Annotated in this window: 18 protein-coding genes, 1 other RNA gene and 1 pseudogene; 11 read left to right on the forward strand and 9 right to left on the reverse strand. The window is 68.3% G+C overall.

Translation table 11 applies throughout. The features are described 5' to 3' along the window. Positions 1-48: 48 nt before the first annotated feature. On the forward strand, positions 49-525 hold the full coding sequence (locus AXK61_RS03745) for a GNAT family N-acetyltransferase (RefSeq protein ID WP_068743859.1): 477 nt from the start codon (positions 49-51) through the stop codon (positions 523-525). Here the strand turns inward: AXK61_RS03745 and AXK61_RS03750 are convergent. From AXK61_RS03750 to hisN, 8 genes are all read right to left on the reverse strand, one after another. After that, positions 488-1,726 carry an MFS transporter gene (locus AXK61_RS03750; RefSeq protein WP_068743911.1) on the reverse strand — a complete coding sequence of 413 codons (1,239 nt, stop codon included), beginning with the start codon at positions 1,724-1,726 and terminating at the stop codon, positions 488-490. The two genes, AXK61_RS03745 and AXK61_RS03750, sit on opposite strands and share 38 nt — an antisense overlap. A gap of 121 nt (positions 1,727-1,847) precedes the next feature. Next, positions 1,848-2,171 (reverse strand): transglycosylase family protein, encoded by a 324-nt coding sequence (locus tag AXK61_RS03755; protein WP_068571732.1) that lies wholly within the window; start codon positions 2,169-2,171, stop codon positions 1,848-1,850. A 581-nt stretch (positions 2,172-2,752) separates the two neighbouring features. Continuing rightward, entirely contained in the window at positions 2,753-6,304 is a 3,552-nt protein-coding gene (locus AXK61_RS03760; protein WP_068743861.1) for a tRNA-guanine transglycosylase, read from the reverse strand. 134 nt (positions 6,305-6,438) lie between these two features. Then, positions 6,439-7,095, reverse strand: a complete 657-nt coding sequence (locus AXK61_RS03765; protein ID WP_068571730.1) for a response regulator — start codon at positions 7,093-7,095, stop codon at positions 6,439-6,441. A gap of 45 nt (positions 7,096-7,140) precedes the next feature. Beyond that, on the reverse strand, positions 7,141-8,298 hold the full coding sequence (locus tag AXK61_RS03770; RefSeq protein WP_068743913.1) for a sensor histidine kinase: 1,158 nt from the start codon (positions 8,296-8,298) through the stop codon (positions 7,141-7,143). A 165-nt stretch (positions 8,299-8,463) separates the two neighbouring features. After that, complete coding sequence (locus AXK61_RS03775; RefSeq protein ID WP_068571728.1) at positions 8,464-9,702, reverse strand: acyl-CoA dehydrogenase family protein; 1,239 nt, start codon at positions 9,700-9,702, stop codon at positions 8,464-8,466. A gap of 32 nt (positions 9,703-9,734) precedes the next feature. Continuing rightward, a complete protein-coding gene (locus AXK61_RS03780; RefSeq protein WP_197466737.1) occupies positions 9,735-11,111 on the reverse strand; it encodes an acyl-CoA dehydrogenase family protein in 1,377 nt (458 codons plus the stop codon). A 134-nt stretch (positions 11,112-11,245) separates the two neighbouring features. Next, complete coding sequence (gene hisN / locus AXK61_RS03785) at positions 11,246-12,046, reverse strand: histidinol-phosphatase (RefSeq protein WP_068743863.1); 801 nt, start codon at positions 12,044-12,046, stop codon at positions 11,246-11,248. A 62-nt stretch (positions 12,047-12,108) separates the two neighbouring features. Between hisN and AXK61_RS03790 the strand changes: the two genes are divergently transcribed. From AXK61_RS03790 to ssrA, 8 genes are all read left to right on the forward strand, one after another. Continuing rightward, positions 12,109-12,501: a hypothetical protein gene (locus tag AXK61_RS03790; protein WP_068743865.1), complete on the forward strand. Its 393-nt coding sequence runs from the start codon at positions 12,109-12,111 to the stop codon at positions 12,499-12,501. Between the two features lie 2 nt (positions 12,502-12,503). Further along, positions 12,504-13,622: a peptide chain release factor 2 gene (gene prfB / locus AXK61_RS03795; RefSeq protein ID WP_068571875.1), complete on the forward strand. Its 1,119-nt coding sequence runs from the start codon at positions 12,504-12,506 to the stop codon at positions 13,620-13,622. Continuing rightward, the gene (locus AXK61_RS03800) at positions 13,609-14,520 is read left to right on the forward strand and encodes a mechanosensitive ion channel family protein (protein ID WP_068743867.1); all 912 of its coding nucleotides are present in this window, start codon (positions 13,609-13,611) and stop codon (positions 14,518-14,520) included. Before prfB ends, AXK61_RS03800 begins: the two co-directional genes overlap by 14 nt. Next, entirely contained in the window at positions 14,517-15,071 is a 555-nt protein-coding gene (locus AXK61_RS03805; protein ID WP_068743869.1) for a hypothetical protein, read from the forward strand. Before AXK61_RS03800 ends, AXK61_RS03805 begins: the two co-directional genes overlap by 4 nt. Positions 15,072-15,098: 27 nt before the next feature. Beyond that, on the forward strand, positions 15,099-15,788 hold the full coding sequence (ftsE, locus tag AXK61_RS03810) for a cell division ATP-binding protein FtsE (protein WP_068743870.1): 690 nt from the start codon (positions 15,099-15,101) through the stop codon (positions 15,786-15,788). A gap of 53 nt (positions 15,789-15,841) precedes the next feature. Then, complete coding sequence (gene ftsX, locus AXK61_RS03815; protein WP_068743872.1) at positions 15,842-16,747, forward strand: permease-like cell division protein FtsX; 906 nt, start codon at positions 15,842-15,844, stop codon at positions 16,745-16,747. A gap of 122 nt (positions 16,748-16,869) precedes the next feature. Beyond that, the gene (gene smpB, locus AXK61_RS03820; protein ID WP_068571721.1) at positions 16,870-17,349 is read left to right on the forward strand and encodes an SsrA-binding protein SmpB; all 480 of its coding nucleotides are present in this window, start codon (positions 16,870-16,872) and stop codon (positions 17,347-17,349) included. A 317-nt stretch (positions 17,350-17,666) separates the two neighbouring features. After that, positions 17,667-18,037, forward strand: a transfer-messenger RNA (tmRNA) gene (gene ssrA, locus AXK61_RS03825). Positions 18,038-18,095: 58 nt separating this feature from the next. On the opposite strand, the pseudogene AXK61_RS03830 reads toward ssrA, so the two are convergent. Then, positions 18,096-18,350: pseudogene (locus AXK61_RS03830) on the reverse strand (tyrosine-type recombinase/integrase); the annotation flags it as partial. Between the two features lie 1,169 nt (positions 18,351-19,519). On the opposite strand from AXK61_RS03830, the gene AXK61_RS24780 reads away from it, so the two are divergent. Further along, a complete protein-coding gene (locus tag AXK61_RS24780) occupies positions 19,520-20,335 on the forward strand; it encodes a phospholipase A2 (RefSeq protein ID WP_156485548.1) in 816 nt (271 codons plus the stop codon). 1,055 nt (positions 20,336-21,390) lie between these two features. Further along, positions 21,391-21,736: helix-turn-helix domain-containing protein (locus tag AXK61_RS03835; RefSeq protein WP_156485549.1), on the forward strand; the 346-nt coding region annotated here is incomplete at its 3' end.

Raw genomic sequence — 21,736 nt, forward strand, 5'->3', positions numbered from 1 at the left:
GGCAGAATCCTCCACACGTGCATACGGCGCCGACCGTAGGGTGGTGCCATGGACGTCCGGATCGGTGACCCCGCCCGCGACGCACCGATCGTGGCGGCCCTGCGCACCGCGTGGACGGCCACGTCGGGCGACGGCCCCGCACCCGACGACGACACCCTCACGGACCGGATCCGCGAGTGGTGGGAGTACGACCGTCGCACGGTGTTCCTCGCGGGTGAGTACTCGCTCACGGGCGGCGGCGTCTCGGGCATGATCTCGTTGCACGAGTACCGGCGGATGCCCACGCCCGGTGCCGATTCCAGTTCCTGGGGCTATGTCGGCCATCTGTTCGTGTTCCCGGCGGTGCGGCGGGAGGGATACGGCCGCGCGCTGATCGACGCGGTACAGCAGGAGGCGCGCACGCGCGGCTACCGCCGCCTCGTGGTCGCACCGAGTGACATGGCCGCCGGACTGTTCCACCGCAACGGTTTCCGGGCGGCGGATGAACTCATGGTGTGGGAGCCGGATTCCGCGACCAGGTCGTGAGTGACCGCGGCCCGCTGCCCCGATCCAGGGCCCGGACGAACACCCAGCAGCCGATGCCGGACAGCGCCATGCCGATCCCGAAGGTCGCCGCATAGCCCAGGAGATCGCCGGACACCCCGCCGGCGAAGCCGGCCGCTCCCTGTGCGGCCACCACCGCGCAGGCCAGGAGTGTGTAGTCGGCGCCCGCGTGCTCGTGCTCGCTGGCGTCCATCATGAGCGTGAACAGCGCCACGGTCGCGGCGCCGCCGAAGACGTGCTCGGTGAGGTTCGCGGCCACGACCATCGGGAAACCGCCCAGGCCGATCGCCGCCGCGACGTACAGCCCGATCGCGACGGTCTGCGACACACCGCCGCCGATCAGTGCGGCGCGCCGCCCGTAGCGGAAGGCCCACCAGCCGCCGAGGGCCGAGCCCACCAGCGCACCGGCCGAGCTGAGCGCGCCGCTCACCAGCGCGATCTCCTTGAGGTTCAGACCCGTGTCGTGCAGGAAGGGGCCCGCGATCGCGGAGACCATCGCGTTGCCGAACTTGTAGGCCGCCAGGAGCGCGATCAGCGCGATCACCCCGGGACGGCGCAGACGGTGCCACCAGGCGGTGCTCAGCCCTCCTGGAGGCCCGGGCGGGGCGGTGGACGGCGGACCGTCGGGCGGTGTCTCGTGAGCCAGGAACGCGACGGGGACCGTGCACAGCAGGATCAGGCCGCCCAGGGTGAGCAGGAGGACCCGCCAGCCGCCGTCCGCGTAGATCCAGAGCAGTCCGCCGCCGCCGGCGATCATGCCGAGGCGGTACGCGCCGGTCTGGATGCCGTTGCCGAGGCCGCGCTCGCGGGGGCCGAGCAGGCGCACCGTCAGGCCGTCGGTCGCGATGTCCTGGGTCGCGGAGAGCAGGTTGATCGCCGCGATCGCGACGAACAGCCAGCGCAGGGATCCGGCGAGGTCGGTGGCGGCGAGGGCGAAGGCGACGCCGGCGGACCCGAGCTGGGTCGCGAGCAGCCATTGCCGTCGGGTACCGATCCGGTCGACGGCGGGCGCCCAGAGGAACTTGATGCCCCAGGGCAGGTAGAGGAAGGACGTGAGGCTGATCGCGGTCAGTGACAGGCCGGCGTCCCGGAGCAGGACCGGGATCGCCTGCGTGAAGAAGCCGAAGGGCAGGCCCTGGGCGAAGTACAGGCCCGTCAGGAGGACGAGCACGCGCACTGACACCCCGTGATTCTGGCAGACCGCGCGGTGTGCGGCGGCGGTGACCGGACCCGCGAACGCCTGTGGCGGCCGATCCACGAGGGATCGACCGCCACAGGCGTTCGTATGACAGCGGGGTGCGAGCTTAGCCGCGGCCGCCGCAGCTCGGCCACGCGCCGATGCCCTGCGAGGCGAGAACGTTCTCGGCCACGCGGATCTGCTCGGCACGCGACGCGTTGTGCGGGCTGCCGCTGCCGCCGTTGGCGTTCCAGGTGGACTGGCTGAACTGCAGCCCGCCGTAGTAGCCGTTGCCGGTGTTGGTGCTCCAGTTGCCACCCGACTCGCAGGCGGCGATGGCGTCCCAGTTGACGCTGCCGGCGTTCGCAGCACCGGTGCCGAAGGCAACGGGAGCGGCGACGATCGCGCCGGTGACGGCCATCATGCCCAGGGTCTTACGGATGTTCTTCAAGGGGTTCCTTTCGCCGTTGCGCATGCCAGGACACAGCCCGATTGGGGCGGAGGTGTCGGGGAAAGACATGGACCGTGCCTTCTCTGTCGGGCACGGCAGTGGGCTGAGGAAGATCGCTCAACCGGCTTCGGCGACGTGGTGCGTCACTCTGGAAGCCGTCCGGCGCCCGAGGAAGAGTCTCTCGTTTCGGCGGCGGGCCCACACATACGCGGTGGTTCGCGGATTCAGTTTTGTTCCCGGTGACCGGGTCGAGATGAACACTAGGGCGCTATCGGGCCGGTGTCACCCCCGCCTCGGGACGGTCGCGGTTTGATAACGCTTCGGTCACGGTAGCCTGTGAAGACGGTAAGTCCAGGTCATGGCGGGAAACGCTAGCAATAGCTTGCATAGGCAATGACCTGCGAAAAGTGACCGCAATCACAGGTCGATTGTGGTCCCGATCACGTGAATCCGAGGTCACGGAACGGTGTACGCACCCGCGCTCGGGCGCTGTCCCGGGACTCGTGCGGTACGGCCGCGACGGCGGTGCGGGCCTCCCGACCGTCACCGCCGCCGCTGTTCCGAACCCTGTCGTACGCCGCCTACGGCGTCGTCCTCACCACGTCCTCGTCGCGGGGGCGCGCGGGCTCGTCGATCGGTCCGGGCCGGTCGACGGTGATCCCGGGCGCCGGGTCTCCGGAGCAGTACCGCTCGAGGAATCCGTCCCGGAACCGCGTGAACGTGCCGTCGAGGATCGCCGCCCGGGCACCGGCGGCCAGGTCGGTGAGGAACCGGACGTTGTGCCGCGTCGTGATCGCCACCGCCGACGGTGCGTCGGTCCGGTAGAGGTGGTGCACGTACGCCCGGATCCAGCCCGCATCCGATGCCGCGCCCGGGGCCTCGCCGGAGGCCTCCGGGTCGAGGACCCGAAGGTCCGATCGGAATCGCGGGGACGAGATCTCGATCGGGCCGCGTGCGGTCAGCGCGACGCCCTGCGCTGCGAGGTCCTGCGCCGCGGTCGATTCCACCAGATCGACCCCCGTGTCGACGGCGTGCAGCAGTTGTTCGGGGCCGCGCGCCGCGGCGAGCACACGGGGCCGGGCGTCGCCGAGCTCTGCGAGCAGCGCGCCCAGTGCGTCGCCCGGTTCGGGCGCGAGGTCGACGATGCGAAAGCCGCCGAACCCCAACCCGCCCGACAGGACGTCCTCCTCGTGGCGGGCGAGGACCTCCCGGACCGCGATGCGGGAGTGCCCCGGCCCGGCGGAAACGCCCACCCACAGCGACATTCCGTCGCGGCGCAGCGCGGTGAGCCAGTTGTGTTCGGCGAGGGCGCGTCGCGCTGCGCCCGGATCGACCGGTGCGAACACGATCGCGCCGCCCAGGCGGTGCGCCGCCGCGATCGCGTCCGCCGGGTCCGACGAAGGTGCCGAGACGTCGACGAACACAGGCACGGTCCATCCGCTGAAGGCGGCGAGTCCGCCGGCCTCTTCGATCAGTTCGGCCCCGGGGCGCAGTCGCATCCGTGATCCGTCGACGGTGACCGCACGGACTCCGGCTTCGCCGGCGGTCGCCGGCGCGATGCCGGGGACGGCGCCGAGCGGCGCGGCTGGAACGAACGCGGGGGTCGCGATAGTGCCGTGTGCGGTGCGGAGGGTGCCGGCCCGCGCGTCGCCCATGCGGCAGTCGATCTCGAATCGCACCGGGTCGGTGATGGATTCGGCCCGCAGCCGGGTGTGGGCGGAGATGGAGCGGTAGTCCGATCGCAACTCGGACAGCTCGGCCACGAGCGCGCGGTTGCTCGCCCGGAGCTCGGAGAGTTCCGCGGTCCCACGTGCGACGGTGCGCGGCGTCGGGATCCGCATCGGTGCGGGCGTGGGCGCCGGCGCCGTCGTCCGTACGGTCCGCTGCGGAGGTGCGAGCTGCGTCAGCGGGGCCCGAACGGCGGGAACGGGATCGGTCGTCGGCTGATCCGGCAGCGCTCCCTGTGTCGACCTCGCGCGGAGCCCGTCGCCCTCGACGTCGATGCGCGGCAGCGCCTTGTCGAGCCAGCGGGGCATCCACCAGGCCCGTTCCCCGAGGACCGCCATGGCCGTGGGCATGATGATCATCCGAACCAGGAAGGCGTCGAACACGATCGCCGCGGCCATGGAGAAGCCCATCAGCTTGAGGAAGGTCATCGATGACAGGGTGAAGCCCGCGAACACGGAGATCATGATGATCGCCGCCGCGGTCACCACCCGCGCCCCCGAGCGGTACCCGATGCGGATCGCCTCCAGCGCGGGGGCGCCGTGGTGGTGTTCCTCGCGCATGCGGCTGACGAGGAACACCTGATAGTCCATGGCGAGCCCGAACACGATGCCGATCAGGAAGATCGGCATGAACACCAGGATCGGCCCGCGCTCCTCGGGCGCGATCCACCCGAGCCACCCGTCCTGGAAGAACCCGACGGTGACGCCGAACGTGGCGGCGATCGAGAGCAGGAAGCCGAGCGCGGCGATCACCGGGACGATCACGGACCGGAAGACGATCATCAGCAAGAGGATCGCCAGCCCCACCACGACGATCAGGTAGAGGGGCAGCTTCGAGGTCAGTGCTTCGGAGAAGTCCGCGTTGATCGCCGCGGCGCCGCCGATCCCGACATAGGTCGACGTGGCCCGCCCTACTGCGTCGGCCCGGTCCCGGACCTCGTCGAGCAGCGTGGCTGTCTGCGCCGTGGACGGGCCCGATTCGGGAACGATGACGAACTGCGCCGCATCCCCGGCCGCGTTGGGCACCGGCCCTATCACCCCGTCGTGCGCGATCCCGGGCAGAGCACGCACCTCCTCGGCGAACCGCTTGGTGGCCGCGGCGAGATCGCCCTTGCCCCGGGTGTCGACGACCGCGACGAGCGGGGAGGACTTGCCGGCACCGAACGCCTCGCTCTGGATCTGCACGGCCGCCTTGTCCGACGGTGCGGCGAAGTCCAGGCCGAGCTCCAGCTTGCCGATCGGGATGGCGGACACGGCCAGGATCGCGACCGCGCCCACGAGGAAGGGCAAAGGCTTGCTCGTCAGCAGGTCGCCGATGCGCTGCCCCAGCGGGCGACGGTGCGTCTGGTCGGGTGTCCACAGGAGCGGCAGGCGGGGCTTGAACACCGTCGACTTGAACAGGCCCAGCAGGGCGGGGAGCACCGTCAGCGCCACGAGCACCGCGAGTGCGACGGTGACGGCGGCGCCGAGGCCCATCTGCGTGAGGAAGGACATTCCGGTCAGCGACAGGCCGCAGAGCGCGATGATCACCGTGGCGCCGGCGAAGACGACCGCGCTGCCCGCCGTGCCGACCGCGAGCCCCGCCGCGTGCGAGCGGTCGCCGGTGTTGGTGAGTTCCTGCCGGTAGCGCGAGATCACGAACAGCGAGTAGTCGATACCCACCGCGAGGCCGATCATCATCGACAGGCCGGTGGTGGACGTACCGAGCGTGAGGAAGGAGGTGCCGATCGCGATGATCGACGACGAGAGGCCGATTCCGATCAGGGCCGCGCCCAACGGCATCAGGGCGGCCAGCAGCGCGGCAAAGGTGATGATCATGACGATCACCGCCACCGCGATGCCGATGAGCTCCGCCGGTGGCTCGGTCTCGGTCTCGTTGGCGGCGCCCGCGCTCTCGACGGTCAGGCCCGCGTCCCTGCCGGCCTGCTTCGCCGCGGCGACCGCCTCCTTCGACTCCTCCGAGACCTCCTTCACGGCGCTGAAGGAGAAGTGGATCTGCGCCACTCTTCCGTCGCTGCTGAGGCTCTCGGCCGCGGCCGGGCCGGCGGTCGGGTTGCCGATCGCCGCCTTCTCGGCGGCGGTCAGCTGCGGTACGGCGCGCAGCTTCGCGACGACCGCCTCGACAGCGGCGGCGTTGCCGCCCCGATCCAGCCGCTCCCCGTTGGTCGACTGCAGCACGACGGTGGCGCTGGGGGCCTGCGTGCCCGCGGTCTCCGGGAACTTCTCCTGCAGCACGTTCTGCGCCTCGACAGCGCGACTGCCCGGAATGTTGAAGTCGTCCTTGAAGGGCTTGGACAGCGACGACCCCGCCGCCCCGATCGCGAGGAACGCGACGATCCAGAGCACGAGGACGAGCCACCATTTCCGGTAGCAGAACCGTCCGACCTTGTAGAGAAGCGATGCCATGCGTCCAGTCTGGCTATCGCCCCGCTCGCGCGATAGTCTGCGAAAGGTGTTGGGGACGACCGATGTCCGATCGGTAGACGATGGTCGTACGGGGTCGCGAGGCACCCCCTACGAAAGTCGTAGTCGCGCCTCGGCTACGAGTGCGCCAGCCCCGCGTCGTGCGCGAGGATCGCGAGCTGCACGCGGTTGGCCGCGTCGAGCTTGTCCAGCAGCCGCGACACGTGCGTCTTGACCGTCGCCTCGCTCATGAACAGGTCGCGGCCTATCTGCGCGTTGGAGTTCCCGGCGGCGACACCGAGGAAGACCTCACGCTCCCGGTCGGTGAGGACGGAGGTCCTGCGGAGGGCGGTCCGACGGTGCTCCTCCCGTGGGTCGTGGGCGAACCGCTCGATGAGCTTGCGGGTCACACTCGGTGACAGCATGGCCTCGCCCGAGGCGACCACTCGGACACCGTCGAGGAGCTGACGCGGCGGAGTGTCCTTGAGCATGAATCCCGCCGCGCCCGCCTGGAGCGCGCGCAGCACGTAGTCGTCGAGGTCGAAGGTCGTGAGCACGACGACCTGCGGTGGATCGGGCTCTGCCCGTACCAAGGCGGTCGCGGCGAGGCCGTCGACCACGGGCATGCGGATGTCCATGAGCACGACATCCGGACGCAGGTCGCGCACGAGCCCGACCGCCCGGTCGCCGTCGCCGCCCTCGCCGACGATCTCGAGGTCGTCGGCGGATTCGATGATCATGCGCAGCCCGGACCGCACCAGTGGGTCGTCGTCGATGATGACGATGCGGATCACAGGGCCTCCCGGGGTCGTGACCATCCTGCCACGGCCCGTGAGGGATCAGCCCCGCTCGACGGGGAGCTCGGCGTACACGCGCCAGCCGCCCGGACCTGTGCGGGCGGCGGTCATCCAGCCGCCCGCCAGCTCGACCCGTTCGGCGAGGCCGATGAGTCCGGCGCCGGACCCGGGCAGCGACGCCACGGGCGACCGCGGGGGATCGTTGACGACCTCGACCGACAGGATCTCGCCGTCGAGCAGTACCGCGACGTGCACGGACGCGGCACCCGCGTGCTTGCGCACCTTCGTCAGGCTCTCCTGCACGATGCGGTAGGCAGTGCGGCCCAGCGTCTCCGGAACCGCATGCGGCGCCATGGCGTCGGCGCCGACCCGCAGGTCGACGACGGTGCCGCCCACGCACGACTGCTCCGCGAGGCGGTCGAGGTCGGCGAGGCCGGGCTGTGGTGCGAGCGGCTCGGCATCGGCACCACGGAGCACGCCGAGTACGCCGCGCAGGTCCTCGAGGGTCTCGTGCGCGGTGGTGCGGATCTCCGCGGCGGCGCGTTCGACGGCGTCGGGCGCGGCGCCCGTGTTCACCTCGAGCGCCCCGGCCTGCAGCGCGATCAACGAGACCCGATGCGCGAGCACGTCGTGCATCTCGCGGGCGATGCGGGAGCGCTCGGCCGAGCGTGCCTGCGCGGTGCGGAGTTCGCGCTCCGCCTCGGCGCGTACCGCGCGCTCGCGCAGCGACTCGATGAGGTCGCGCCGCGCGCCGACGTAGGAGCCCCACAGTGCGAAGGCTGCGGCGAAGGCGACGCTCGTGAGGGTGTCGGCGAGCCGCCAGGGTGTACTCGTCCACGGATGCGGGACGCCGAGGCAGGCCGCGGTGAAGACGGTCGCGATCACCAGGACGCGGTCGCGCCGCCGCACCGCCAGCGTGAAGAGGCCGAGGAGCGCGACACCCGGGAAGCCGACGACGAGGGTGAGGATCCCGCCGAGGACGGTGACCTCGAGGGGCCATCGCCGGCGCCACCACAGCAGAGGTGATCCCAGCAGTCCCACGATGAGGACGACGTAGCCCAGGGTGGTCCCGCCGGCGCGCCATTCGACCACGGCGGTGGTCACGGCGAGCAGCGTGGACAGCAGCACGCAGAGGCAGTCGCGCAGCCGCGGAGCGGTCCACCACCGCTGCCAGCGCGGGCCGACCGCTCTCGAATCCATGGCGATCACGCTACCGATCGGGGATCGCGTGGGGGAGTCGCCGAAGGTCGCGCTCCCGTCCGGCACGACTACGACTTTCGTCGCGATTCGGTGCGCCCCCTCGGACGCGAGCGGGGCGCCGCCGCGGCTGTGCCGCGCCGACGCCCCGTCGAACCTCCCCCTGGTCTACTTGAGCTGCGAGCTCGTCAGGTCCAGGTGACGACGCGCGATGATCAGCTGCTGGATCTGCTGCGTCCCCTCGAAGATGTCGAGGATCTTCGAGTCGCGGGCCCACTTCTCGAGCAGCGTCCGCTCCGAGTAGCCCAGCGCGCCCGCCAATTCGACCGCCTTGAGCGTCACGTCCGAGCCGACGCGGCCGGCCTTGGCCTTCGCCATCGACGCGTTCATCGAGTTCGGCAGCTTGTTGTCCGCCATCCAGCCGGACTTCAGCGTGAGCTGGTACGCGGCCTCCCAATCGGACTCGAGCCGGATGAACTCGGCGGCCGCGTGCGGCAGCGTGTTCACGGGTGCGTCGTAGTCGATGACGATCCCCGCGTCCTCCAGGACGGTGCGCAGCTCCTCGAGCGAGGCGCGCGCGCAGCCGATGGCCATGGCGGCCACCAGCGGGCGGGTGTTGTCGAAGGTCTGCATGACCCCGGCGAAGCCCTTCTCCACGTTCACTTCCGGGCTGCCCAGGATGTTCTCGAACGGGATGCGGCAGTCCTCGAAGCGGATCTCCGCGGTATCGGACGCGCGGATGCCGAGCTTGTGCTCGAGGCGGGCGACGGTGACGCCCGGGTGCTCGCGCGGCACGACGAAGGACTTGATCGCGGCGCGGCCGGCGCTCTTGTCCACGGTCGCCCACACCACGATGTGGTCGGCGCGCGAACCGGACGTCACGAAGATCTTGGTGCCGTTGAGGACCCACTCGTCGCCGTCGCGCACGGCGGTGGCGGTGACCGCCGCCGAGTCCGAACCGAAGGAGGGCTCGGTGATCGCCATCGACGCCCACACCTTGCCGAACCGCTCGAGCTGCTCGTCGGTCGCCACCGCCGCGATGGCGGCGTTGCCGAGGCCCTGGTACGGGAACGCGAGCATCAGACCCGTATCGCCCCAGCACATCTCGATCGCATTGATGATCGACTCCATGGTGCCGCCGTTGCGGCTGCCCGCGGTGACGTCCACGGCGGGCTTGGGCTTCTCCTCGCCGTCGCCCTTCTTCCGGTCGCCCGAGGCGGCCGACGGGGCCTGGCCCGCGTCGGCGAGCCCGTCGTAGAGCGCCGCGATGGTGTCGAGTTCCTTGGGGTACTCGTGCTCGGCGAGGTCGTACTTGCGCGAGATGGGGCGGAAGATCTCGGCCGCGCCCTGGTGCGACATCTCGGCCGACGCCTTGAGCTTCTTGGGAAGTTCCAGATTGATTGCCATGATGGTTCTTTCGTGTCAGAAGTTCAGGTCGTCTAGAGGACGACGACGCCCTCGGCGATGCCCACGGCGCGCAGATCGCGGTACCAGCGCTCCACCGGGTGCTCCTTGGTGAAACCGTGCCCGCCGAGCAGCTGCACGCCGTCGAGCCCGATCCGCATGCCCTTGTCGGTGGCGAACTTCCGCGCCAGCGCGGCCTCGCGGGCGAAGGACAGGCCCTGCTCGGCGCGGGCGGCGCCGCGCCACACGAGCAGCTCGAGACCCTCGATCTCGGTCGCCATGTCGGCGACCGCGAAGGCCACGGCCTGACGGTGCGCGATCGGCTCGCCGAAGGCTTCCCGCTCCTTGACGTACGGGGTGACGTAGTCGAGCACGGCACGCGAGGTGCCCAGTGCCAGTGCTGACCAGCCGAGGTGGGCCAGGCGCACCACGTCGGTGTAGTTCTGCGCGGCGGTGTCGAGATCGACCTCGCCGAGCAGCGCGGTCGAGGGGACCTTGACGTTGTTGAGGTTGAGCCGGCCCAGCGACGCGGCGCGCAGGCCCATGCTCGGATCGCCCTCGACGATGACGCCGTCGGTGCCGGACTCCACGATGAACAGCGCGGGCTTACCGTCGAGCTCCGCGCCGACGACGAACAGTTCGGCCGAACCCGCCTGCGGGACCATCGACTTCACGCCGCTCAGGACGTAGCCGCCCGAGGTGCGGGTGGCCTTGGTGCCCAGTGCGAACGGGTTGAACAGCGCACCCGGCTCGGCGATGACCACGGAGGACTGCGGCACCGACTCGCCCGCGTACTCCCTGAGGTAGGTCTGCTGCTGGCCGTCCGAGCCGAACTGCGCCAGCGCAACGGCCACGCCGCTCGGGGCGAGGATCGGCAGGGCCAGGCCCATGTCGCCGTGCGCGAGGGCCTCCGCCACCAGGGCGTTGGTCACCACACCGCGCTCGGAGCCGGCACCGTCGAGCTCCTCCGGCACGTTGATCATCGTGATGCCGAGCTCGGTGGCGCGCTCGAGCAGCGACTCGGGGGCCTCGGTGGCGGCGTCGGCGTCGAACGCCGCGGGCCGGATGATCTCGGCGGCGAAGTCCCTCACCGTGTCGGCGATCATCTGCTGCTCGTCGTCCGGCGTCAGGTCGTAGTTGGACCGGCTGCTCGAGCCGAGGCGCTTCGGCTTGCCGGTGCCCGCGACCACCTTGAAGGTGCGGTTCGCGGCGCCCAGCGCCTTGAACCCGGTCCTCGTGCCCTCATAGGCGACGCGGTTCACCAGGCCCTGGAGGCCACGGTTCTGTACGAAGGGCGTCTGGACCACGGCCATCAGGGCGCGGATCAGCTGCCCGGTGGGGTTCCGCCGGATCGGGTTCTTCCCGATGGCGCTGGTGTCCCGGGGGTCGGTTGACGTGCTCATCTCCACCATCTCGTCTTCGCGGCGAGGCCGGTCACGGGAGGATTCCCGGCCGGCGCGATCGCCAACTTACTCTTGAGTCAGGAGTGACCTTACTCCGCGGTAAGTTGCGTGCCAAGAGGTGGGACGAAAGCCGTGTCGCTGTGTCAGTCCGTGAGACGGCGGAGCACCTGCGGATGCAGCACCGGGTTCGCCGCGACGGCAGATCCGGCGTGGGGTCCGGGCGTACCGTCGGTGCCGGTGAACAGGCCGCCGGCCTCCCGGACCACGATCTCCACGGCGGCCAGATCCCACAGGGACACCTCGGGTTCCACCGCGATGTCCACCGAGCCCTCGGCCACCATGCAGTAGCTCCAGAAGTCGCCGTAGCCGCGCAGCCGCCACGCGTCGTCGGCGAGAGCGAGGAAGCGGTCGCGGCTCGCTCGGTCGGCGAAGTAGGACAGATCGGAGAAGGAGATGCTCGCGTCCGCGATCTCGCGGACGCCCGACACGGAGATCCGGCGGGGCGCGGCACCGTCGAAGGAGACGAACGCGCCGGCGCCCGCCGAGGCGAACCAGCGCCGCCGCAGCGCGGGGGCGGAGACGACGCCGACCACGGGCACGCCGTCCTCCAACAGCGCGATCAGCGTGGACCACACGGGGACCGCCCGCACGTAGTTCTTGGTGCCGTCGATCGGGTCGACCACCCACTGCCGGCCCGCGAACACGGGCTCGCCGCCGAACTCCTCGCCGAGCACCGCATCGTCGGGACGCTCGGCGGCGAGCCGCTCGCGGATCAGCGTCTCGGTGGCGAGATCGGCGTCGGAGACGGGCGTGAGGTCGGGCTTGGCGTCGACCTTCAGGTCCAGGGCGCCGAACCGGGCCATGGTCAGCGCGTCCGCGGCGTCCGCGAGGGCGAGGGCCAGGGCCAGATCGGGATTCGGGGAGTTCGACGGTGCGCTCGACATGCGAGAACGGTATCGGAGCGCGGTCGCGGGCGCGCAGCGGACGCCGTCGGTAATCTGGGCATATGGTCTGGATCTGGATTCTGATGCTCGCCGCGATGCTGGGTGCGTTCGTCGTCATGTGGCAGCGCTCCAAGCGCGGCACGCTGGGCACCGCGCCCGCCGGTCCGGGCATGGAGGACGGAACGCTCACGCTCAGCGGTGTCAGCCCGCGTCCGGTCGAGGCGGACCAGAAGGGGCAGGCATTCGTCACGGTCTCCGGTTCGATCGTCGGCCCGACCACGGCGCCGACGCCCGTGTACCGGCGGCTCGTCGTCGACTTCGCGGAGCGCTGGCCGGAGGTGGGGGACAGGCTGCCGGTCTACTACAAGGTGGGGAAGATCGACAGCTCGTGGCAGCTGGGCAGTCTTACCCCGCCACCGGACTCCTACGGCGCGCCCGGCCAGTATCCTGGGTGACTGTGCATCCTGACGTAGCCGCAGACATCGAGAGCCTCGACACCACCCTGCAGACGGTGGAGAAGGTGATCGACCTCGACGAGCTGCGCCGGCGCGTCGACGAGCTCGAACACAAGGCGTCGGACCCCGAGCTGTGGAACGACCAGGCGAACGCGCAGCAGGTCACCAGCCAGCTCTCCCACGCGCAGGCCGAGCTGCGTCGCGTCACCGATCTGCGGCAGCGGCTGGACGATCTGCCGGTCCTGTACGAGCTCGCCGAGGCCGAGGAGGGCGAGGATCTCGCCGCCGCGCTCGAGGACGCCGACGGTGACCGCGCCAAGCTGCGCACCGAGATCGAGGCCATGGAGGTCAAGACCATGCTCTCGGGCGAGTACGACTCGCGCGACGCGCTGATCAACATCCGGGCCGGGGCCGGCGGCGTCGACGCCGCGGACTGGGCCGAGATGCTCATGCGCATGTACATCCGCTGGGCCGAGAAGCACGGCTACGGCGTGGAGGTCTACGACACCAGCTACGCCGAGGAGGCGGGCCTGAAGTCCGCCACGTTCACCGTCAAGACCGACTACGCGTACGGCACCTTGTCGGTGGAGATGGGCACGCACCGGCTCGTCCGGATCAGCCCGTTCGACAACCAGGGGCGGCGGCAGACCTCCTTCGCCGAGGTCGAGGTCCTGCCGGTGGTCGAGACCACCGACCACATCGACGTCAACGAGAACGACGTCCGGGTGGACGTCTACCGCTCCTCCGGTCCCGGTGGCCAGTCCGTCAACACGACCGACTCCGCGGTGCGGCTCACGCACATCCCCACCGGCATCGTCGTGACCTGTCAGAACGAGAAGAGCCAGCTGCAGAACAAGGTCGCGGCGATGAAGGTGCTCTCCGCGAAGCTGCTCGAGCGCAAGCGGCAGGAGGAGCGCGCCGCGATGGACGCGCTCAGCACCACCGAGGGCGCCTCCTGGGGCAACCAGATGCGCTCCTACGTGCTGCATCCGTACCAGATGGTCAAGGACCTGCGCACGAACTACGAGGTGAACAACCCGTCGGCGGTGCTCGACGGTGACCTGGACGGCTTCATCGAGGCCGGGATCCGCTGGCGGATGCGCGGCGATGACGATCAGTAGCCTCCTCGCGAACTCGGCGCTCCCCACCTTCACGGGGTGGCGCCTGCTGATGTTCGAGCGCATCCTGCCGATCGCGCTGTGGATCGTCGGGGCCGTGCTCGCGAACCGGTTCGTGAACTGGTCCTCGGCCCGCGTCACGATGCACATCGACGCGCAGTTCAAGAAGGGCGACGCGCTCGTCCGGTCGGAGTCGGCCAAGCACCAGCACGCGCTGATCCAGGTGATCAGCTGGGTCGCGATCGCGGCGATCTACCTGTTCATGGGGTATCAGATCGTCAAAGCGCTCGGCGTCCCCATCAACGCGCTCGTCGCGCCGGCCACCGTCATCGGCGCCGCCCTCGGCTTCGGCGCCCAGCGCGTGGTCCAGGACCTGCTGGCGGGCTTCTTCCTCATCACCGAGCGGCAGTACGGCTTCGGTGACGTGGTGAACCTCTCGCTCACCGGCGGCTCCACCGCCGAGGGCACCGTCTCCGACGTGACCCTGCGCGTGACCAAGCTGCGCAACACCGACGGCGAGGTCATCACGGTTCCGAACGGGCAGATCGTCAAGGCCACCAACCTGTCCAAGGACTGGGCGCGCGCGGTGGTCGACATCCCGCTGCCGAAGAACGTGGACATGGGCAAGGTCAACTCACTGCTGCAGCGCGTGGGGGAGCGGGCCTACCACGACCCCGTGATGTCCACGCTGCTGCTCGACACGCCCTCCCTGATGGGCGTCGTCTCGATCGACCTCGACCAGGTGAACGTGCGGATGGTCGCGCGGACGCTGCCCGGCAAGCAGTTCGAGGTCGGCCGCAACCTGCGTGAGCGCATCGTCCGCAGTCTGGCCACCGCCGGCATCGACGTCGCGCCCGTGACCGACACCGTCGACGACGAGGCCGAAGTGAGGCCGTCATGACCGATCCGTCGAACCGGGCTCCCGCCGCCGCGGAGGAGTCCTCGAGCACGCCGGCCCCCCAGCGGCCGACGCCGTGGGAGCGACTGCCCAAGACCGTCCCGCACACCCGCGCCCGCACCAGCACCGCGATCCTGATCCTGGTGTTCCTCGGACTGTCCTGGTGGTACCTGTCGCTGCGCGATCAGTTCGTGCCGCAGGACGTCCAGCGGTTCGGCACGCAGGCACCGGTGACGGCGCCGCGCACCACCGCCGAGCCCACCTACGACGAGCCGACCGTCCGCTCGAGTCCGGTGCGATCGTCCGCGGCCACGTCGACCGCCGCCAGTGGTACGGCCGAGCCGTCCGGATCCGGCGCACCGTCGTCGACGGTGCCGGGCGGCTCCGTCGAGCCCAGGACGGCGCCGTCGGGCGGTACGACGGTGGGCGGCACGACGCCGGGCGGGATCGTCCTGCCCGGCGGCGCGACGATACCCCTCCCGGTGCCGGGCGCACAGATTCCCGGGGCCCCGACCAGCGGCGGCGCACCGACGACCACGGTTCCCGCGAGCTGAGCCCCGGCGTCAGTACACTGGGCGACCGTGATCACGCTCCAGAACGTCACGATGAAGTACAAGGCGTCCGCCAGGCCGGCGCTCGATGACCTGTCGGTCGAGATCGGCAAGGGCGAGTTCGCCTTCCTGATCGGGCCGTCCGGATCGGGCAAGTCGACCTTCTTCCGGCTGCTCCTCAAGGAGGACAAGCCGACGAGTGGCGATGTGTACGTGGGCGAGTACCACGTGAACAAGCTGTCGGCGCGGCGCGTGCCGCAGCTGCGGCAGTCGCTCGGCTGCGTCTTCCAGGACTTCCGGCTCCTGCAGCAGAAGACCGTCGCCGAGAACGTGGCCTTCGCGCTCGAGGTGATCGGGAAGCCGCGCAACGTGATCGACCGGACGGTGCCGCAGGTGCTGGACTACGTGGGCCTCGGCGGCAAGGCCAACCGCATGCCGAGCGAGCTGTCGGGCGGTGAGAAGCAGCGCGTGGCCATCGCCCGTGCGATCGCCAACCGACCGCTGCTGTTGCTCGCCGACGAGCCGACCGGCAACCTCGACCCCGACACCTCGGCGGAGATCGTGGACGTGCTCGACCGGATCAACCGGGCCGGCACCACCGTGGTGATGGCCACGCACGACCGCCACATCGTCGACTCGATGCGCCGCCGGGTCATCGAGTTCCGGATGGGCGAGATGGTGCGCGACGACGCGACCGGCGTGTACGGGCTGGGCCGCTGACGGCGCCCGCCGCGCCCGCCCACCGACGAACGAAACCGAAGGACTGAATCCACGTGCGTGCCAGTTTCATCACCAGCGAGGTCTTCACCGGCCTGCGCCGGAACGTGAGCATGACGATCGCCATGATCCTCACCACCGCGATCTCGCTCGGCCTGTTCGGCGGCGGCCTGCTCGTGGTGCGGATGGCCGACAAGAGCCAGGACATCTTCCTGCAGCGCGTCGAGATCCAGGTGTTCGTCGACGACAAGGTCGCCGCCGACGATCCGGACTGCCAGAAGGCCGTCTGCCAGGCGATCGAGTCGAAGATCAAGGCGCAGCCGGGCGTGGACTCGCTCGACTACATCTCGCAGGACAAGGCGCTGGAGACCGCGAAGACCAAGACCTTCGCCGGTCAGCCCGAGCTCGCCGAGCTGGTGCGCCCGGGCGTGCTGCCCGCCTCCTTCAAAGTGCGCGTCGGCGACGACAAGAAGTTCTCCGCGGTGATCGACGCGGTCAAGGGACAGCCCGGCGTGTCCGGCGTGCAGGACCAGCGCGAGCTCGTGGAGCGCGTGTTCTCCGTGCTGAACGGCGCGCGCAATGCCGCCTTCTTCGTGGCGCTGATCCAGGCCGTGGCCGCGATCCTGCTGATCGCGAACATGGTCCAGGTGGCCGCGTACACCCGACGGACGGAGGTGTCGATCATGCGACTCGTCGGCGCCACCCGGTGGTACACGCAGCTGCCCTTCCTGCTCGAGGCGGTGCTCGCTGCGCTGATCGGCGCGGTCCTCGCGATCGGCGGCCTGTTCGCCGGCAAGACCCTGTTCTTCGACCGGGCCCTGCGGGAGATGTACGGCGTGAACATCCTGGCCAGGATCACCAGCACCGATGTGCTACTGGTCTCGCCCTGGCTGATCCTCGTGGGCGCCGGTTTCGCCGCCGTCACCGCCTACCTCACCCTGCGGTTCTACGTGCGGGAGTAGCGCCCGCCCGCGCTCGCCGACGATAACTCGCTTTCCGCGTACCGTCGTACCCCCGTACGATGGAGTGGTTGTCCAGCCGCACCGGCACGGTGCCGGCAGCCGCGCGGAGAAGGGAAGAGGCGATGGCGAAGGAGAAGGGGCGCTCGGTGATCGCGAGCAATCGCAAGGCGCGCCACAACTACGCCATCCTCGACACCTTCGAGGCGGGCGTGGTGCTGGTGGGTACCGAGGTGAAGGCGCTCCGCGAGGGCAAGGCCTCCCTGGTGGACGCGTACGCGACCATCGACGACGGCGAGGTCTGGCTGCGCGGCCTGCACATCCCCGAGTACGGCAGCGGGTCGTGGACCAATCACACGCCGCGCCGCACCCGCAAGCTGCTCATGCACCGGCGCGAGATCGATTCGCTGACCGGGAAGATCCGCGAGGGCAATCAGACCCTGGTGCCCCTGTCGATGTACTTCAACGACGGCCGCGTGAAGGTCGAGCTGGCGCTGGCCAAGGGCAAGCAGGACTACGACAAACGGCAGGACATCGCCCGGCGCACCGCCGAGCGCGAGCTGGTCCGGGAGCTGGGCCGGCGCGTCAAGGGCATGCGCGGCTAGCTTCTTTTCGACGGTGCGCGGCGTGTCGCGCCCGATTCGTCGGGTTGCGGGCGTTCACTGGAGATACGAGTTACTGGTGTGACTCATGAGACTCAAGTGAAGGAGCGGATCCATGAGTGTCGAGAACCGTGCCAAGGTCGTGTCGCTGGCGCATCGTGTGGGCGCGGTGCTGCTCACCGTGCTGGTCAACATGAACGCCTCCGCGGCGGGCGTGCGCCTGCGCACCGTCTGAATAATCGTTGGACACCCGCCGGTGACGGTGCGGTAGTATGGAACTTCCACTCCGCAAGGGGTGGGCACCGCGGAAGCGGCGATGAGGGGCCGATCGGTTTCGACTTCGTTTGTTGACGCGGGGGAAGCGTGCCGGTGCAGGCTGGAGACCACCGTAAGCGTCGCAGCAACCAATTAAGCGCCGATTCCAATCAGCGCGACTTCGCTCTCGCTGCCTAAGCAGCCAGGCGAGTCTGTCAGTCCGGGTTCGCCCTCGGCCCGGGTACTGGCATCAGCTAGAGGGATTCACCTCGCGGTGCGGTCGCGGCATCGCGGGGGACATCCAACAGCGACTGGGATCGTCATCCTCGCTCGTCCGTGAGACGGGGAGATCCGAGTAGAGACACAGCGGACTGCGCACGGAGAAGCCCCGTAGAAATAGCGGAGGACCCGGGTTCAATTCCCGGCGGCTCCACAGATGGTCCCTGACTTGCACCGCAGGTCAGGGACCGTTTTCGTTCCCAGATCTGTCCCCGTTAGCGGGTTGTCCCCGCGTTTTCCCCGCACGGCTTTCCGCAGCCGCGCCGGAAGCGCACGCCCATGCGCGCAGCGATATCGTCCAGGTCGTCGGGGTACAGGTGCCCGTAATGGTCGAGTGTCACCGTCGCCGACTTGTGCCCGAGCTGCTTCTGGATCGTCTTGATGTGTGCGCCGTCCGCGATCATGAGCGACGCCGCAGTGTGACGGAGCTGGTGTGCTGTGACGCGGGGGAACCGCTTGCTCTCGTACAACGCTGCCTCTGCCTCGGTCATGTCCTTATGTCACCGAGCACCTGTAGGTCGATGTGGATTCCGTTGACGTTTCCCTCTGCGTCGTATTTGGGGCCATCGGCAACGCGGGCTGCGTGCGATCACCCCGAGGCACTAACCCACTTCATCATCAGGATGTGGGAGCCCGTGGACTACACACGGGTGCCTGGCTCCGCCGAGGGCTTCGAGGAGACGAGTGGGCCCCGTCTACGTCCTGGTAGGAGCGGCGTTCACCGCTGGTTCATACTGCGGGGGCTGTTCACCCAATACGTGAACGACCGCCCTGGGCGACGCTGACCGATGTCCAGACAACGCAAAACCACCAGCCGCAAGGCACCGTCCACCCGCGCATGGGCAGTCCCGCCCGATCACAGGACGGGCTGCGCAGCTGTTTGCGGGGCGTCGGAACGTCTGCGTTCGCATATGCGCTGGGCGCTGCGGGGTGTCTCTGTGAGGTTGTGGGGACACCGCTTCACTCTGGTGCTACCGTCCAGGTATTCATGTTGTCGAGCTATAGGTGCACGATGTCAGATACCGAGCTCAGTCCGAAACTGAGGATCGCATTCGCGTGTAGGTCCGTGCCGCCGTCGGGCGGCAGACGCAAGCTGACTCCGCCTGCGCCCGAGCCGCCGAAGCTGCACCGCTGGCGCAAGCTGGTCTACGCCGCGATCCTTCCTCTGCTTGTGACCACGTTGTCGTTCAGCGCAGCTCCCGCGATGGCGGTGTGTCCGCCAGGAGCGACGACTTGCATCCCTGGTCCAGATCCGACGCAGGGTCCGCAGCCGACGCAGGGCGGTGTCCCAACGACGGCTCCTGGGGCACCCCAGACAACAGTTCCTGGGTACACGCCGCCTGACACGCCGAGCGCTCCGACGCAGGGTAACGGCGGTTTCCAGGGGACCGTGATGCCGATGCCCACGCCTGACGACGTGGACCCGAACTCGTGCATCATGAACTGCACGCCTACTCAGGCTCCGACCGTCACGCAGGCTCCGACGACCGCGCAGCAGCCGCCGACGACGGGGCAGAGCCCGCCGACAACAGGCGCGCAGACGAACAATCGTGCGACGTCGGTGTCTGAGCCTCCGCGCAACTCTACTTCGGACTGTCGAGTCAACTCGAACCCTGTTACCGTCAACGCGAGTGGTCCGATGGCGGATGACATCAAGGCGGCTGTGAACGTGTGGCGGGCGTTGGGTGCGAAGATCGAGGTGGTAGATGGTCCCGCCAACACATCGATCGCATTCGCTCCCTCGAATGATATCTGGGACGGTGAGTACGTTCCGCTGTCGCGGGCGATTCAGGTAAACACTTCGAGGGCTGTGTCTTCGACTCAGAGGGTTCGTGTTTTGGTACACGAGTTGGGGCATGCGCTCGGACTGGCAGACGGCGTCACCCCGTTCATGAGCGGGGCTGTCGACGCGCCCACGGCAGATGACATCTCGGCGATAGCGGCGCTTCCGACGTGTGGAACGGGCACGCGAGGCGGTGATCCACAATTCTGTCTGGTCAAGTACGAGAACGGCGGATGTGTTGGCGGCTCAATTGTCGGCGGCGATAAGGGAATCCCAGAGGTGAAGGTTCCAGATGATTACATCTATGATCCGAAATGTGAGCAGCTTCAAAGTTCTGGGCAAAGCTGTTTCGCGTATTCACTAAAGCATGACTACTGCTCGGGTTCGCCCGATCAGTTCCCCTCCCTTGGCGCGAACGCGAATTTCAGTGGACCATGTGCCCGTCACGATATGTGTCTTGATGGGTACGGTACGAAACAAACTGGAAAAACCGGAAAGGATCTATGGACCTTCTGTAATGGGCAGCTCTATTCGGATTTGGTGCAAAATTGTAGGTTTATGTACGGACTTGCCGATCCGAGGTTGGCGGTGTGTACGGAGACAGCTCGTGTATATTGGGATATAGTGACCGCAAATGGTATCTACGACATTCTATTCGGAGCGCCAAAGTGATGAACAAGCGGAAAAGTGCAGTGGTGACTGTGGGGGTGGGCGCGCTCCTCTCTGTATCAGGATGTGTTGGTCCGTATTCGCCCCCTGACCCGAGTCAGCTGGTTTCGACGCAGTCGACGTGGATTCGTCCGTCGATGACAGCGCCTGAGATGATATCGATTCAGCTTATTGATGCGTTGAATCGAGCGGACAGGAATAGCCTTCTCGAACTGACGTGCGGTGTGCTCCACTCGCAATTTGCCCACCAGTCGGAGGAGGAGTTTCGCGCTGCACAGCAGGATTCGTTCCGTGAACGTGGGAACGGAGCGGTCCGAAGGATGACGGACAATCTGTTGTCGAATAACGGCGCTAGTGTCACTGCTCGCGTAGCTGTTAGGTATGATAAGCATGCAGTGGGTATGGACTCCGATAACACCGTTCTTTACTTCGGTCGTTGGGAGAAGTTGAACGATAAATGGCGGATATGCGATTTTGTAGCGGAGACGCGATAGTCCAGCATGGCGCCACGATGACCGACTTCGAAATCGCGCTATCGTCCTGGTATTTACGTCTGCCGACGTAGGGGTGTGTTGTGGCGGATGCTGAACGAGACGTGAAGCCAGTGATCCCGTCGAAGTGTCGCCGAAGCCTTGCTCGACGGGGTGCGGCGGTGACGGTAGTGATACTTGGAGTTGTCGGCAGCATGGCTGGGTGTGTCGGTCCTACTGTTGTGCCCGATTCGGAACGGCGATCTTCGACGCAACCAACGACGATTATCGCTCCGTCGTCGGAGATTGGGCGTGTGACGATTGCGCTTATCGACGCCTACGATCGCGGGGATCGGGCTCATGCATTGCTGCTGAGTTGCGGTCATCTGCATCAGTCGATTCTCTCACTCACCGACGATGCGTTTCTTGGGGCGTACCAGAGTGTTGACTGCGCTCGTTGATTCTCCCCAGTTCTGCTAACTGAATCTCCCCACTTGTGTGCACCCGCCAAGTAATGGGCGGGGCCTCCCCGTGATGCTGGTGGTCTCTGACCACGCACCAGCCCTTCGAGGGAGGCCCCGCTCGTTCATGCTCACACAAGGAGAGACCGTGGAAGCACATGCTCTGCGCAAGCAGGGGTGGACGATCTCAGCGATCGCCCGTCATCTGGGACGGGACCGTAAGACCGTCCGCAACTATCTCAACGGGGTCACCGAGCCGGGTGTCCGCCACCGGGACGAGGACCCGTTCGAGCCGTTCGCCGAGTACGTCACCAGCCGCTTGCTCGAGGACCCGCATCTGTGGGCGCAGACCCTGTTCGACGAACTCGTCGAGATGCGGTTCAAGCAGTCGTATTCGTCGCTGACCCGGCAGATCCGGGACCGTGGCCTGCGCCCGGTGTGCCCGCAGTGCACGACCGCGGTGAACCGTCCGA

Origin of the sequence: Tsukamurella pseudospumae, assembly GCF_001575205.1 — a bacterium.
Taxonomy (GTDB): domain Bacteria; phylum Actinomycetota; class Actinomycetes; order Mycobacteriales; family Mycobacteriaceae; genus Tsukamurella; species Tsukamurella pseudospumae.